The sequence below is a fragment of the Hyphomicrobiales bacterium genome, assembly GCA_016125495.1.
GTDB lineage: Bacteria > Pseudomonadota > Alphaproteobacteria > Rhizobiales > RI-29 > RI-29.
This window is the reverse complement of record WGLQ01000003.1, coordinates 73,908-88,392: the sequence shown is the minus strand read 5'-3', so window position 1 is coordinate 88,392 and position 14,485 is coordinate 73,908. Positions and strand designations below refer to the sequence as shown.

11 protein-coding genes are annotated in these 14,485 nt (G+C 68.3%); 7 read left to right on the top strand and 4 right to left on the bottom strand.

Annotated features, from left to right (window positions below; all coding sequences use genetic code 11):
• Window positions 1-33: 33 nt before the first annotated feature.
• Window positions 34-1,254 (bottom strand): glycolate oxidase subunit GlcE, encoded by a 1,221-nt coding sequence (glcE, locus tag GC150_02680; GenBank protein MBI1383800.1) that lies wholly within the window; start codon window positions 1,252-1,254, stop codon window positions 34-36.
• A gap of 43 nt (window positions 1,255-1,297) precedes the next feature.
• Complete coding sequence (locus GC150_02675) at window positions 1,298-2,743, bottom strand: FAD-binding protein (protein MBI1383799.1); 1,446 nt, start codon at window positions 2,741-2,743, stop codon at window positions 1,298-1,300.
• Between the two features lie 266 nt (window positions 2,744-3,009).
• Between GC150_02675 and GC150_02670 the strand changes: the two genes are divergently transcribed.
• Both GC150_02670 and GC150_02665 read left to right on the top strand, forming a co-directional pair.
• Window positions 3,010-3,921: a LysR family transcriptional regulator gene (locus tag GC150_02670; GenBank protein ID MBI1383798.1), complete on the top strand. Its 912-nt coding sequence runs from the start codon at window positions 3,010-3,012 to the stop codon at window positions 3,919-3,921.
• A 279-nt stretch (window positions 3,922-4,200) separates the two neighbouring features.
• The gene (locus tag GC150_02665; protein ID MBI1383797.1) at window positions 4,201-4,623 is read left to right on the top strand and encodes a c-type cytochrome; all 423 of its coding nucleotides are present in this window, start codon (window positions 4,201-4,203) and stop codon (window positions 4,621-4,623) included.
• A gap of 177 nt (window positions 4,624-4,800) precedes the next feature.
• On the opposite strand, the gene GC150_02660 is transcribed toward GC150_02665, so the two are convergent.
• Complete coding sequence (locus GC150_02660; GenBank protein MBI1383796.1) at window positions 4,801-5,037, bottom strand: hypothetical protein; 237 nt, start codon at window positions 5,035-5,037, stop codon at window positions 4,801-4,803.
• Between the two features lie 667 nt (window positions 5,038-5,704).
• Here GC150_02660 and GC150_02655 point away from each other — a divergent pair.
• Genes GC150_02655 through GC150_02640 form a run of 4 tightly spaced genes read left to right on the top strand, consistent with a single transcriptional unit; the run spans window position 5,705 to window position 11,147 of the window.
• Entirely contained in the window at window positions 5,705-7,786 is a 2,082-nt protein-coding gene (locus GC150_02655; protein MBI1383795.1) for an NAD-dependent epimerase/dehydratase family protein, read from the top strand.
• Between the two features lie 18 nt (window positions 7,787-7,804).
• Window positions 7,805-9,109, top strand: a complete 1,305-nt coding sequence (locus GC150_02650; protein ID MBI1383794.1) for a glycosyltransferase — start codon at window positions 7,805-7,807, stop codon at window positions 9,107-9,109.
• Window positions 9,106-10,155 (top strand): glycosyl transferase, encoded by a 1,050-nt coding sequence (locus GC150_02645; protein ID MBI1383793.1) that lies wholly within the window; start codon window positions 9,106-9,108, stop codon window positions 10,153-10,155. The genes GC150_02650 and GC150_02645 overlap by 4 nt, the downstream gene beginning before the upstream one ends.
• On the top strand, window positions 10,152-11,147 hold the full coding sequence (locus tag GC150_02640; GenBank protein ID MBI1383792.1) for an NAD-dependent epimerase/dehydratase family protein: 996 nt from the start codon (window positions 10,152-10,154) through the stop codon (window positions 11,145-11,147). The genes GC150_02645 and GC150_02640 overlap by 4 nt, the downstream gene beginning before the upstream one ends.
• On the opposite strand, the gene GC150_02635 is transcribed toward GC150_02640, so the two are convergent.
• Window positions 11,144-12,304 carry a glycosyltransferase gene (locus GC150_02635; GenBank protein MBI1383791.1) on the bottom strand — a complete coding sequence of 387 codons (1,161 nt, stop codon included), beginning with the start codon at window positions 12,302-12,304 and terminating at the stop codon, window positions 11,144-11,146. The genes GC150_02640 and GC150_02635 overlap by 4 nt on opposite strands.
• 124 nt (window positions 12,305-12,428) lie before the next feature.
• Here GC150_02635 and asnB point away from each other — a divergent pair, with 124 nt between their 5' ends.
• Window positions 12,429-14,417, top strand: a complete 1,989-nt coding sequence (asnB, locus tag GC150_02630; GenBank protein MBI1383790.1) for an asparagine synthase (glutamine-hydrolyzing) — start codon at window positions 12,429-12,431, stop codon at window positions 14,415-14,417.
• The last annotated feature ends 68 nt before the right edge of the window (window positions 14,418-14,485 follow it).

Here is a 14,485-nt window from a genome sequence, read left to right as displayed (position 1 = left end):
GGTGGCAGGAGAAAGGGACGGGGGGGCGGCAACTTACAGTTCGACATACATGCGCCCTGGATTGAGGATGCCGGCGGGATCGAACGACTTCTTGAGGCGGCGCGACAGTGACATGACGCCCGGCTCGAGCGGCTGGAAGCATTCGACGCCAGCCCGTACCGTTTCGCTAGCCCGGATGAGCGTGCCATGCCCGCCGAGCGTGGCCACGACCCTTCGGATGTCGGCTGCTCCGGCATCGGCCGAAGCCGGCGTTTCGATCCAGATGAGCCCGCCCGACCAGTCGTAGGCGACGTTGAGTTCACTATAGCCCCGGATCGCGCGCACGACCTCCGTTGCCCGGCTCGGTGCCGTCGAGATCCGCCAGACCGGCCCCGTCGTGCCGACCAGGAATTGCAGCCGCTGGATGGCGCGCCAGAAGCGGATCGAGGCCGCGTGGTCGAGTTCGACGACCTGGCCGTGCGGCCGAAAACGCGCCGAGAGCTGAGCGATCCGATAGGCGACGGCGGGTGAGGCATTCTCGATCCTGAGGGCCGTCGTCGGTCGGCCCTTCTCGATGAGGTCGAGCGCGGCGAGCCGGCCGGCGAGGGTTTCATCGAGATGCAGCGCGCCGGACACCTCGAACGGGGTTCCCATGGCCGCGCACATGAGTTCGACGGCCAATTCGTCCGGCTGATCGAGCACGAGCAGTGTGCGCGTTTCCTCCGTGTTGGGCAGGACCTTGAGGGTCACCTCGGTCAGCACCGCGAGTGTCCCCCATGATCCCGAAAGACCGCGGCAGAGGTCGTAACCGGTCACGTTCTTCATGACCCGGCCGCCGGTCTTGAAGATCTCGCCGCGCCCGTTGATCGCCCTGAGACCCAGCACCTGGTCGCGCACCGCCCCGGCCAATATCCGCCGTGATCCCGAGAGGTTCGCCATGACCACACCACCGATCGTCGCTGCCCCCTCGGGGTTGCCGAGCATCGGACCGAGATCGAGCGGTTCGGCGGCGAGGCGCTGATTGTGCTTGTCGAGTTCGTTCTGGATCGTGGAGAGGGGCGTGCCGGCGCGCGCCGAGATCACCATCTCGGAGGGCTCATAGAGGGTCACGCCGCGGAAGTTGCGTGTCACCACCTGTGTCGCCGCGGTCACCGGCCGGCCGATGCCCTGCTTGCTCCCGTTGCCGACGATCTCGATGGCCGCCTCGCGCCGGGCGTGGTCGGCGATGATGCGCGCGAGCTCGGCCTCTTCGGTCGGCCGCATGATCTGCGTCAAGCCCGCCTCCTTGTTCGGGTGCCCGACTCGTCGTCCTGCGCCGTCATGCGCGCCTCGCCCCGCGCTGGAGATCGAGCGGGAACACCTTGGCCGGATTGAGCAGCCAGTCCGGATCGAAGGCATCCTTGATGCGCACCTGCTGCGCGAGATCGGTGTCGCTATACTGATAGCGCATCAGATCGCGCTTCTCGATACCGACGCCGTGCTCGCCGGTCAGGCAACCGCCGAGGTCGACGCAGAGCTTCATGATCTCGGCCCCGCAGGCCTCCGCCTTCTCGACCTCGCCGGGCGTGTTGGCGTCGTAGAGGATGAGCGGGTGCAGGTTGCCATCGCCGGCGTGGAAGATGTTGGCGACGCGGAACCCGAACCGCTCTCCGATCTCGCCGATGCCCGCGAGCGCGTCGGCAAGCCGACCGAGCGGAATGGTGCCGTCCATGCAGAGGTAGTCGGCGATCCGTCCGATCGCCCCGAACGCCGACTTGCGCCCCTTCCAGATCGCGGCGCTCTCCTCGGCGCTGCCCGAGACCCGAACGGTGGTCGGCGCGTGTGCCGCGGCGATCTTACCGATCCGCTCGAGCAGGGCCTCGATCTCGTCCGGGCTGCCTTCGACCTCGACGATCAGCAGGGCCTCGGCATCGAGCGGATAGCCGGCCTTGGCGAACGCCTCGCAGACGTGGATCGCCGGTTTGTCCATGTATTCGATCGCAACCGGCAGGATGCCCGAGGCGATGATCCCCGAGACGCACTCGCTTGCCGCCTTGATCGACCCGAATCCCAGCAGCATCGGTCGCGCTCCCTCGGCGACACGCAGGATCCGCACGGTTGCCTCCGTCGCGATGCCGAATTGGCCTTCCGAGCCGACGAACAGCCCGAGCAGATCGTAGCCCGGCGCATCGAGATGGTTGCCACCGAGTTCGATCACCTCGCCATCGACGAGCACGATCTTGGCGCCGAGCAGGTTGTTGGTCGTCACCCCGTACTTGAGGCAGTGCGCCCCGCCCGAGTTCATCGCGATGTTTCCGGCCAGTGAGCAGGCGAGTTGGCTGGATGGATCGGGAGCATAAAAGAAGCCGCGCTCGGCGACCTCGGCGGAGATCTGCAAATTGGTGATGCCGGTCTCGACCCGCGCCGTGCGGTCTTCGTAGTTGACCTCGAGAACCCGGTTCATGCGTGAGACACCGACCACGACCGCGTCTTCTGCCGGCAGCGCCCCACCGGAGAGCGACGTCCCCGCGCCCCTTGCGACGACCTTGATGCCGTGCTTGTGACAATAGGCCAGGACGCGCGATATTTCGTCAGTGCTCCTCGGTAGTACAACCGCCAACGGCATGCGCTTGTAAGCGGTGAACGCGTCTGTCTCGAAGGCGCGGCGCCCATCATCATCACTGATCACGCTGCCAGGTGAGACGAGTCGCATCAAGTCTTGAACGATTGTTCCACGACGGCCGATGATGGTCCTGTCAGGTGTTGGCAGTTCTATCGTCGACATTGACTGATTCAATCCTGTGTAGTTGTGGGCAGTCGTTGTCATGTGGCCGCTGGATTGAACATACGAGTTCTTGGCTTGGCGCTGTTCGTCTTGTTGTTTGTTGTTCAAAAAAACAAACTTACAGCCAGAACAATGCCACCTTTCCTCGACGAAACAATAGTTATATCAGCGCGACCGTGCTTCGTCACTTTCAAGCAAAAAAGCAACCGGCTAATGGAAGATGGAAGTGATGCTTATCCACTTTTTTGAAAGTGCAGAGGTTGACCGTGACAGCCATCACCGACCTGGAGATTTTTGCACGCGTTGCCCGTACGGGCAACATGTCGGCCGCCGGACGGGAGATGAAGCTTTCGCCCGCCGTCGTCAGCAAGCGCATCAGCCTGCTCGAGGAGCGCCTCGGGGCGCGCCTCTTCCAGCGCACCACGCGCCAGCTGACCTTGACCGAGACCGGCGAGGGGTTCTTCAAGCGGGTGGTCGACATCCTCAATCTGGTCGAGGAGGCGGAGGACTTCGTCAGTCGCCGCAACACTTCGCCCAAGGGTGTGCTCAAGGTCACCGCACCGACCTCCTTCAGTCGGCTGCACCTTGCCCCGCATTTGCCGGCCTTCCTCGAGGCCTACCCCGAGATCGAGCTGGACATCCAGCTCTCGGACAGCTTCGTCGACATCATCCGGGACGGGTTCGACATGGCGATCCGCATCGGTGAGCTGAAGGATTCGACCATGGTCGCCAAGCGCCTCGCACCCAATCAGCGGGTCATCTGCGCGGCGCCTTCTTACCTCAAGGCCCATGGTGAGCCCAAGTCGCTGCAGGATCTCGACTACCACAACTGCATTTCGTCCGGCTCGAGCGACCAGTGGCGCCTCGATGGACCGGCCGGTCCCGTCTCGGTGCGGGTTCGTGGCAACGTGCGGACCAACTCCGGCGAGCTGGCGCGCGAACTGCTGATGGCGGGTCACGGGGTCGGTCTGCGCGCCACTTGGGACGTCGCCGAGGAGCTGAAGTCCGGTCTTCTGAAGCGGATTCTGCCGGACTACATGGGCTCGTCGAACATGGCGATCTATGCGGTCTATCCGTGCCGTGACTTCATGCCGGCCAAGGTCAACGCCTTCATCGAGTTCCTCGGTAAGCTCTACGGGGCCGAGCCACCGTGGAGTCGCGGCCTGAAGTTGAGCTGACGAACGCTTCTGTGGTCGGGTCGGGGCGCGAGCTGCCCCCCAGCCATGCCGGGCAAGCGCCCGGACGCCGGCGGCGAGCCGACCCATGGCGCGCGCCGCCCCACCCCCGCGCGTGTCGTTGGATGGCCCCTAGAACTGTCGGTGGGGTAGCCTGCTGTGCCGAGCGAGGCTAGTTTGCCCCGGCCGTTCCAGCGGCCGGGCGCGCGTGGGGCGCACGGCGCGGCAAAGGAGCGGACCGAACGTGCGGGCTCGATCCCGCTGGTGAACGAGGGAAGCGATATGAGAACCTTAGCAGTGATCACAGTCATGGCCGCCGCGGCCTTGGCCAGCGCCAGTGCCCACGCCGAGGGCGATGCGGCCAAGGGCGAGAAGGTCTTCAAGAAGTGCACCGCTTGCCACACGGTCGAGGATGGCAAGAACCGAGTCGGCCCGCACCTGCACGCCCTGTTCGGCCGTGCCGCTGGAGCCGTCGAAGGCTACAAGTATTCCGCGATCAACCAGGCGGCCGGCGCCGCCGGTCTCACCTGGACCGAGGAAACCCTTGCCGGCTACCTGCCCGATCCCCAGAAGTTCCTCGCCGATCACATCACGGCCAGCGGCGGCACGCCGACGGGGCGCACGAAAATGACCTATCGTCTGACCAAGCCGGACGAGGTCGCCGACGTCATCGCCTATCTGAAGACGTTCTCGCCCGCGCAGTAGGGGGTCGGTTGCGCAGCGCCCCGACGGTGGGTGCGAAGTTGGGTGCATGGGGGGCGAATGCGTCCCCCACTCTCGCAACGCTCTCAGGACGGCTCCTGACCGAGTCGCGACCACCGCCCTTGCGTCGCCTCGAGGGGAAAACCAGCGGGCTCGGGCGCGGGTCCCGAGCTTTTCCGGTCAATTGATGGCGTTGTTCCTGAGGCAGCTCTTCAGGCAGAGGTTGAGCTGCTGGTCGCACTTGCGCCGGTCGCCGCCGGACTGATTGTAACATCGCGCATAGGCCGCCTGGCACTGCGCCTTACAGGCACCGGCATTGGCCTGTGCCGGCCCGGAACCCGGCAGGGCGCTCGCTCCGGCGACGAGGGCCGTAAGCGCGATGGCCGAGAGCATCGATCTGGCGAGCCTGAGGGACATGATGGGGCTTCTCTCGAGTCCGTGCCGCGGTGGTTACACTGGGTTCGTCCGTTTCGCGTTGGCCAGCCAGCCGAGACTCGCGAACGACACCCCGTTTCAAACGAACGCCGCCGTTCCTGCGCCGCCCGGACGTGCGGTCGGACGGTCCATGGACGACAACGCCAGGATGGGCCCGGCAACATGAACCTGCCCTGAACGCCTCGAGGGCCCGTGCGGGCATGGCCGCGTCCGGCATGATCGTGCCTTGATCCGCCGGTTGCCTGCAAGCCATCTCGAAAGCATGCACTGCCGCAACCGATCGCGGGTCACTGTTTGCCGCGCCGGGTTCGCTTGCCGGTCGTAAAGCTTGCCGCGAAAGCTTGCCTTGTGGGCCCGGATTCCGGCGCTTAGAGTGCCCCGGCGGTGATCCTGCCGGGGACAGGGCGAGCCACTGCGGGTCGCGGTCGTTGGGGAACCCATCGGTTGCTTGCGGTGCGTGGGTATGCGGAGTAGGTGGGACGAGCGGCATCTTGCGCTGCATGGAGGCGCCGGTCGCCAGGATGCGCGGGCTTGTGGGGCGACGTCCGCCGGCCGGCAGGGTCCCTGTCCACAGGGCCTCTGGCGTACCGGCGCGCTGGTGTATGGCGCGGATCGGTCTCCTCTGTGGTGACCGAGCGTTGGGGCATCGATGATGAGAGAGAAGGTGCGGCTCGCCGCGGATTGGCGCCATCGCATTGTCGCCATGCCGCGCCTCTGGAAGCGGGCGGTCCTCGTCACGAGTGACTTCCTGCTTTTGAGCATTGCCCTCTGGCTCGGCTTCTCACTGCGCCTCTCGACGTTCTATGTCCCGCCGAGCGCCGAATTCGCGCTGCTGTTGCTGGCGGCACCGGCCATCGGGGTAGCGATCTTCAGCTATCTCCATCTCTACCGGCTGGTGACCCGATTCATCGGCTGGAAGGGGAGCGCGCGAATTCTCCTCGCCGTGCTCGTCGCCGTGATGGCATGGTCGCTGGTCGTGGTCATCGCGGCTGTTCCCGGCGTCCTGCCGCGCTCGGTCTTCGTGATGTACGCGGTTTTCTCCGCCGTTCTGGTCTGGACCAGCCGCCAGGTCGCCGGCTGGCTGCTGAGCGACCTCGTGGCCTCGTTGCCGCTCGATTTCGAACCCGACCGGCGCACGGCGATCATCTATGGTGCCGGTCAAGCCGGCGTGCAGCTCGCCGCCGCCCTCCGCCAGTCGAAATCACACAATCTCATCGGCTTCATCGACGAGGATCGCTCGCTCTGGGGACAGAACCTGGCGGGCCTCAAGGTCTACCGACCGCTCAAACTCTCCAAGCTCGTCGAGCGCAACGGCGTGCAGGAGGTGTTCCTTGCCATGCCGGGCGCGTCCAAGCGTCGGCGCCGCACCATCATCCGACGGCTCGAGAAGTATCCGGTCCTCGTCAAGATGCTGCCGGCCATGGCCGACATCGCGACCGGCAAGGTTTCGGTCACCGACCTTCGCCCCGTCGATGCCGACGATCTCCTCGGCCGCGATCCTGTGCCGCCGGATGTCGAATTGATGCGCCGGCACGTCTTCGGAAAGTGCGTGATGGTGACCGGCGCGGGTGGCTCGATCGGCTCGGAGCTGGCGCGCCAGATCGTCGACCTTTCGCCGCGCCGTCTGGTGCTCTACGAGCGCTCGGAGGTCGCGCTCTACGAGATCGAGCGTGAACTGCGGGCACGTGCCGCACGCGACGTCACGATCGTGGCATTGCTGGAGAGCGTGAACGACGACGTCGCGGTGCGACGCGCGATTTCGCGCCACGGCGTCGAGACGATCTACCACGCCGCCGCCTACAAGCACGTCCCGATCGTCGAACTCAATGCCGTGGCCGGTCTGCGCAACAACACCTTCGGCACGCTCGTGGTCGCCGATGCCGCGCGTGACCTCGGTGTCGAGCGCTTCGTCCTGATCTCGACCGACAAGGCGGTGCGTCCGACCAACATCATGGGGGCCAGCAAGCGCTTGGCCGAACTGGTCCTGCAGGCCTTCGCCGAGAGCGCCCGCGTGCCACGCGAGATGGGCATCGGAGCGCTCGGCACCGAACCGCTCGCGCGAACCGTGTTCACCATGGTACGGTTCGGCAACGTGCTCGATTCGTCCGGCTCGGTCGTCCGCCTCTTTCGCGAGCAGATCGCGCAAGGTGGACCCGTGACGGTCACGCACCCGGAGATCACGCGCTATTTCATGTCCATTCCCGAGGCTGCAACGCTGGTCATCCAGGCCGGAGCGATGGGCGAGGGCGGCGACGTCTTCGTTCTGGACATGGGCACGCCCGTCAAGATCGCCGATCTCGCCCGCTCGATGGTCCGCCTTTCGGGTCTGGAGGTGCAGGACGATCGTAACCGGGACGGCGACATCGCCATCACCTACACGGGCCTGCGGCCGGGCGAGAAGCTCTATGAGGAATTGCTGATCGGCGCCAACACGACCGGCACTTCGCATCCCCTCATCGCCCGCAACCGTGAGCCGTTCATGAGCGAAGCGCGGCTTCTCGAGGTGCTGGCGCGGCTCGACGAGGCCATGGCCGAGGACGATATCCGCGCGATCCACGACGTATTGCGGCTGGCGGTCGAGGACTATCAGCCGGAGGTGCGCCATCTCGAGGAGGTCGGGCGTCGCCGGCCGGCGGGTCAGCCGCACGGTCCGCTCGCCGCCGAACCCGCCGCCGGAGCGGTCGACGGGGAGGGCGTCGTGTGGCGCCAGCCGGGCGAGACGGTCCACTGAGGTCGGGTGGAGGGTGCGATGGCAGCTGAAGCCGAGCGACGCGGCGCCGATGTCGGCCCCGTGGGCAGCCTCGCCCTCGTTGCGCCGGACCCGGAGGCCGTGCGCCCGCTCGTCGGCCCGCTGCTCGAGGAACTGTCGCGCGACGCGCTCGTCACCGTCGGATTCGGAGGCGAGCCGCAGGGCGAGACGGCGCAGTGGCTGGCCTCGATCGGTATCGATTGGCACGAGGTCGCCTTGCGCGGCGATGGCTTCGAGCCCGCCGCCCAGGTCCGCGCCATGGCCGCGCTCTCGCGGCGCTTCAAGTCCGCTGGGATCACCTCCGTTCTCGGGCTCGGTCCGACCGGGGCGCTGTTTGCCGGACTTGCCGGCCGGCTGGCCCGTACCCCCCGCATCGTCGCCCTCATCGACAGCCTGCCCGGCGACATCGCGCTCGAGGCCACCGGTTTTCGCGAGCGGGTGCGGCGCGCGACCGCGCGTCGGCTTCTCTCGGCCGGGCTGACGCGTCTCGACGCGGCCTTCTTCGTGCGCGGACCGGATGCCGACATGCTCGAGGAACAGGGCCTGCTCCCCGAACGGCTCGAGATGCACATCGGACGCGGCGTCGATGTCGACGTCGATGCCATCGCCGCGCGTCCACTGCCGCAGATCTCGGGCGGCATGACCTTCCTGGCAGCCGGTCCGCTGGTCGCCAGCCAGGGTCTGCGCGAATTCTGTCTGGCCGCGCTGGCGCTCTCCGACCATGGCGTCAGGGCGAACTGGCAGCTGCTGGCGAGCGAGGGGCGGGGGCCCGACGCCATCGACCCCTCCCTCCTGCCCGGACTCGGTGAGGTCGTTTCGCTCGTGCCGACCGCTACCCCGACGCTCGAGGCCCTTGCTGGCGCCCACGTCTTCGTCCTGCCGGCCCGCCTCGATCAGGTGCCCGAAGTCGCCGTCGAGGCGCTTGCCGTCGGGCGGCCGATCGTGGCAACCGATGTGCCGGCTCACCGCGTGCTGGTCGATGAACCCGTCAACGGCGTCTTCGTTGCCCCGAATGACGTCGCGGCCCTCGCCGACGGAATGGCCTACTGCCTGAGGCGGCCGGATCTGGTGGCCTCGATGTCGCGCGCCAGCAGGACCAAGGCGGAACGTCTCTTTGCCAAGCGCAATGTCAGTCTCGCGCTGCGCCGCATACTCGAATTGCCGGATGCGCCGACGGGCACTACCGCGGGCCGCGCTTCGGCTGGCATGGCCACCGGGCCGGCGGCGAAAGAGGGCTCGGGATCGTCCGCCGCCCAGTCGGGCGTCGCCGCCGTGCGAGCCAAGTTGACGACCACCCCACGATGACGCCACCCCCGTTTCACGGTCCGCTCGCTGCCGTATCCATCCTCGTGCTGTCGGGGCTGGCGAGCTATGGCCTCGTGGCGCTGCTTTTTCCCCTCATGCGACGCTATGCCATGGCGCGACCGAACGCCCGCTCGAGCCACCGGGTTCCGACCCCGCAGGGCGGCGGCATCGCGGTCGTCGGCGCGGTGGTCATCGTCGTCGGATTGTTCGTTGCGGCGGCGCCCGCGTCGTTGCTCGGCGAGCGGCTCGGCTCCCTTCTCCTCGTGCTTGCCGCGACCGTCGCGCTCGCCGTGCTCGGTGCCCTCGACGACATTCTCGAACTTCCCGTGCTGGTGCGCCTCGTGGTGCAGGGCGCGAGCGCTCTCGCCCTCCTCCTCGCGCTCGGTGAGGGTGTGCGCGTGTTGCCGGATTGGCTGCCCTGGCTGATCGAAGCGGCCATACTCATCCTCGGTACGGTCTGGTTCGTCAACCTCACCAACTTCATGGACGGCATCGACGGCATTACCGTCGCCGAGGCCGTTCCGGTCGCGCTCGCTGCCGGGGCCCTGCTCTGGTTCGCCGAGGGAGCGGAAAGCCTCGATGCCGTCGTGATTGCTCTCGCGCTCGCCGGAGGGCTCCTCGGTTTCCTTCCCTACAACCGCCATCCGGCCCGCCTCTTCCTCGGCGATGTCGGCAGCCTGGCCATCGGCTTCCTCATCGCCTACCTCCTCGTGCGGCTTGCCGCTGCCGGCCACCTCGCCGCGGCCCTCATCCTACCCCTTTATTATCTCCTCGACGCGACGGGCACGCTGCTGCGCCGCCTCGTTGCCGGCAAGCGGGTTTGGCAGGCCCACCGCGATCACGCTTACCAGCGCGCCCTCGACGCCGGCCGCATGACGGTGCCGGAGATCACCTTGCGCCTCTGGCTGGTCAATCTCCTCCTCGCCGTGCTCGCCGGCGCCAGTGTCGTCGCGCCGGGCCCCGTCGTCCAGATTCTCGCGCTCACGCTCGCTCTCCTCGTCACGCTCGGCTATCTCGGCCTGCTCGAAGGGAGTGGGCGCCGATGAGCGAGGGCGGAACCGGTTCTCGCCATGCCGGGGCCGACGCGGGCGCGCCAACGCTCCCCGTCCTCGTCACCGGGGCCGACGGGTTCGTCGGCCGCCATCTCGTTGCTTGGATGCTCGCCGCCGGCTGGCGGGTTCGGGCGGCGGCGCGGCGATCGGGCAGCGCCGTCGGCGAGGATTCTGCCCCACGCCTCGAGCGCGCCGCGATGCCGGACCTCGGAGACCCTGCGGCGGCGAAAGCCTGGCCGGCACTTCTCGAGGGCACCTGCGGGTTCATCCACCTCGCCGGCATCGCTCACGCCGAGGCGGCCATTGCCGAGGAGCGATACCGCCGGATCAACGGCGAAGCCGTCGGGGAACTGGCGCGGTGCGCTGCCGAGGCCGGGCTCGCGGGCGTTTTCGTTTCCTCGGTGCGCGCCCAGTGCGGACCCGTCGCGGGCGGCGTTCTGGACGAGAATGTAAGCCCCTCTCCGGTCGATGCCTATGGACGCGCCAAGCTCCTCGGCGAGCGCCTGCTTCTGGCGGCCCTGCCCGAGGCGAGCGTCCTTCGCCCGGTCCTGGTCTATGGGCCTGGCGTCAAGGGCAACATGGCGAGCCTCCTGGCGCTGGCGGGTTCGCCCTGGCCCCTCCCCTTCGCCAGCCTCGCGGGTCGGCGCAGCCTGCTCGCTGTCGACAATCTGGCGAGCGCCTGCGCTTTTTGTCTCCGCACCCCCGCCGCGCGCTCGCGCACCTACCTCGTGGCCGATCCGGGCCCCGCGCTGACGGTCGGCGAGATCGTTGCTCACCTGCGCGCCGCGAGAGGTCGCGCGGCGGGCCTCCTCGATGTTCCGGGCGGGGTGCTCTCGGCCGGCCTATCGCTCGTTGGCAGGCGCGCCGCCTACGAGCGCATCGCCGGTTCCTTGGTGGTCGATGTCTCACGGCTCCTCGGTGACGGTTGGCAGCCGGTAGTGACGACACCCGATGCGCTCGCGGACATGGCGCGGTCCTCGAGCTAGGCGCGCTCTGCATGCCTTTCCCGGCGCCGCTGCTCGAGGAGGCTGGCATAGAGCGCCGCCGTGTGCTCGCCGATCGCGCGCGCCGAAAATCTCTCCTCGGCGAGCTTGCGCGCATTCGCCGCGAGCCTCGCCCTCAGGGCGCCGTCGCCCGCCAGCCGTTCGATGGCGCGCGCGATGGCCTCGGCATCGTCGATGCCATGGGTCAGCGCGGTCTCACCCTCGATGGCCACTTCCCGGCAGCCGGTGGTATCGCTCGCAACCATCGCCCGTCCGCAGGCCGCCGCCTCGAGCAGGCTCTTGGGCAACCCCTCGCGCCGTGATGGCAGCAGCGCGATGTGCGCGCGCGCCCAGAGCCCGGCGATGTCGTTCACGTGGCCGAGCCAGGTGATGTCCGGCTCGGTGTCCCAGGCGGCGAGTTCGTGTTCGGGGATCGAGGTCGGGTTCTCTGGGTCGGGCCTGCCGGCGAGAAGCAGTTGCGGGGCTCGCCCGCGTTCGCGCAGCAGGCGCTGCGCGGTGATGAGGGCACGCACGCCCTTGTCCTCGAGCATTCGCCCGACGAATGCCGCAACGATCGGCCCTTCGGGCTCCGCCAGAGCCACCAGTCGCTCCGTATCGACCCCCGAACCGGGGATGAGAACGACCTGGCCTGCCGGCACACCGAGCGCGTGGAAGACGGCCTCGTCGTCCGGGTTCTGGACCACGATGCGGGTGTTGGCCCGAGCCATCAGGTGGCGGACGGCCTGCCGGTAGAGGCCAGCCACCGCCCGGCGCCGGGCGGAGCGCGAAAGAAAGAGCGATCCGAGCCCGGCCACGCTGTTGACGACCATGATGGAGGGACGCCCGAGGCTTGCCAGGGAGCCGATGAGGGCCGGCTTCATCGCCACGTTGTGCAGGATCGCCGGTCCGAGGCGGGCAAGCAGCGCGCGCACCCGGCGGACGGCCACGAGATTGCCGACGGGCGACAGACTACCACGGCTCCAATGCAGCGGATGCAGGTGGAAGCCCTCGTTGCGGATCGCCTCGCCATGATCGCGTACGCGCGTTGCCACGTGCACCTCGAAGCCGGCATCGCGGGCCGCCCGCGCCATTGGCAGGCGGTGCGAGACGAAGTACCAATCCTCGGTGACGAGGTAGAGCAGGCGATCGGGACCGGCCATGTCTGCTCCTGGCGCGAAGGCAGGGTGTGGGGCATCGCCCGGGGCGCGGCCGCGGGCGGCGCCATAGGATGCCGGCGCGCGCGCCCTGGCAAGCCCCGAGGTCGGGAGGCTGAGCGGCAGCGACATGTGCGGCATCGCCGGATTGATCGACTTGAGCGGCCGGATGGACGGCGATGCGCTGGCGCGCGCCGGCGCCGCCATGGGCGAACGCCTCAGCCATCGCGGCCCGGATGAGAGCGGCGTCTGGCTCGATGCCGATGCGGGGCTCGTGCTCGCCCATCGCCGCCTCTCGATCGTCGATCTCTCGCCGGCGGGCAGCCAGCCGATGCTTTCGGAGAGCGGCGCGAGCGCGATCGCCTACAACGGCGAGATATACAACGCCGATGAACTCACGGCCGGCCTCGGTGCGGGGGCGCCGCGGCTGCGCGGCCACTCCGATACCGAGCCGCTGCTCGAAGCCTGCGAGCGCCATGGTCCGCTCGAGGCCGCCCGCCGCTCGATCGGCATGTTCGCCTATGCCTACTGGCACCGCGGACGACGTGAATTGACCCTGGTGCGTGACCGCCTCGGCATAAAGCCCCTCTACTGGTGGCACGAACCGGGCCGTCGACTGGCCTTTGCATCCGAACTCGGCGCTCTGCGGGCGATCGCGTCCGGGCTGCCGCCGATCGACCGGGAGGCGATGGCCCTCTACATGCGGTTCGCCTACGTCCCGGCGCCCTACACCATCCATCTCGGCATCCGGCAGCTCCGACCCGGTGAGGCCCTGACCTTCGGCCGTGACGGCGGCGCGCCCCGCCTCGAGCGCTTCTGGCGCCTCGAGGACGTCGCGTCCGAAGCTCTGGCCAACCCGCTGACTGGCAGCGAGGACGAGGTCATCGAGGCGGGTGAAGCGCTCATTGCGGACGCCGTTCGTCGCCGCATGGTCGCGGACGTTCCTCTCGGGGCTCTCCTTTCGGGCGGCATCGATTCATCGACCGTCGTCGCCCTGATGCAGCGCGCGGCCGACCGTCCGGTCCGCACCTTCTCCATCGGTTTCGAGGCGGCCGGCTTCGACGAGGCACCGCACGCGCGCGCCGTCGCCAGCCACCTCGGCACCGACCATACCGAACTCTATGTCAGCGCCTCCGACGCACAGGCGGTCATCCCCGACCTTCCCGTCATCTACGATCAGCCGTTCGCCGACAGCTCCCAGATCCCGACGTTCCTCGTCTCCCGGCTCGCGCGCCGCCACGTCACCGTCGCCCTGTCGGGCGACGGCGGCGATGAAGTGTTCGCCGGCTACAACCGCCACGTCCAGGCCGAGGGGCTGATGGCCCGCGCGGGGCGGCTTCCATCGCCGGTCCGCCGCGCTGGGGCGGCCGGGCTCCGGGCGCTGTCACCGGCCAGTTGGGATCGGGCGCTCGGTGCGCTACCGGCTCGGATGCTGCCTGTCAGGCCGGGTGAAAAGCTCCACAAGGTCGCCGACCTCCTGGACAGTGCGCCGGGTGAGCACTATCGCCGGCACGTCTCGCACTGGCCCGATCCGGGCATACTGCTGGCAGACGTCGAAGAACCTGTGACCGCTGAACTCGGCCCCATCCCGGATCCCCTCGCCGCGTCCTTGCCCGGCGCCCTCGGGGAAATGCAGTATCGCGACACGGTCGGCTATCTGCCGGGCGATGTGCTCGCCAAGGTCGATCGGGCCTCGATGGCCGTCGCGCTCGAGGTGCGCGTGCCGCTGATCGATCACCGGGTCGTAGCCTTCGGCTGGCGTCTGCCGGCGTCCATGAAGGTGCGCGACGGGCGCGGCAAATGGCTTCTCCGGCGCATCTTGCGCCGGCACCTGCCGGAAAGCCTCTTCGAGCGCCCCAAGATGGGCTTCGGCGTGCCGATCGACGGCTGGCTGCGCGGACCGCTCCGCGCGTGGGGCGCCGACCATCTGACGTCGGCCCGGCTCGCCGCGCTTGGCCTCGAGCAAGGCCCGATCGAGAAGGCCTGGCGCGAGCATCAGAGCGGGCGCGCCGACCACCAGCATCGCCTCTGGACGGTCCTGATGCTCGTTGCCTGGCACGAGCGCGCTCGGTCGGCCGATCATGTCGTGCGAGAGGATCGCAGCCCGGCGCTCTCATGACATTCTCGCGAGGTCGGACCCAAGACCATCGTCGAGGCGTAGGATGACCAGCCGGTGCGCTTTGCGCC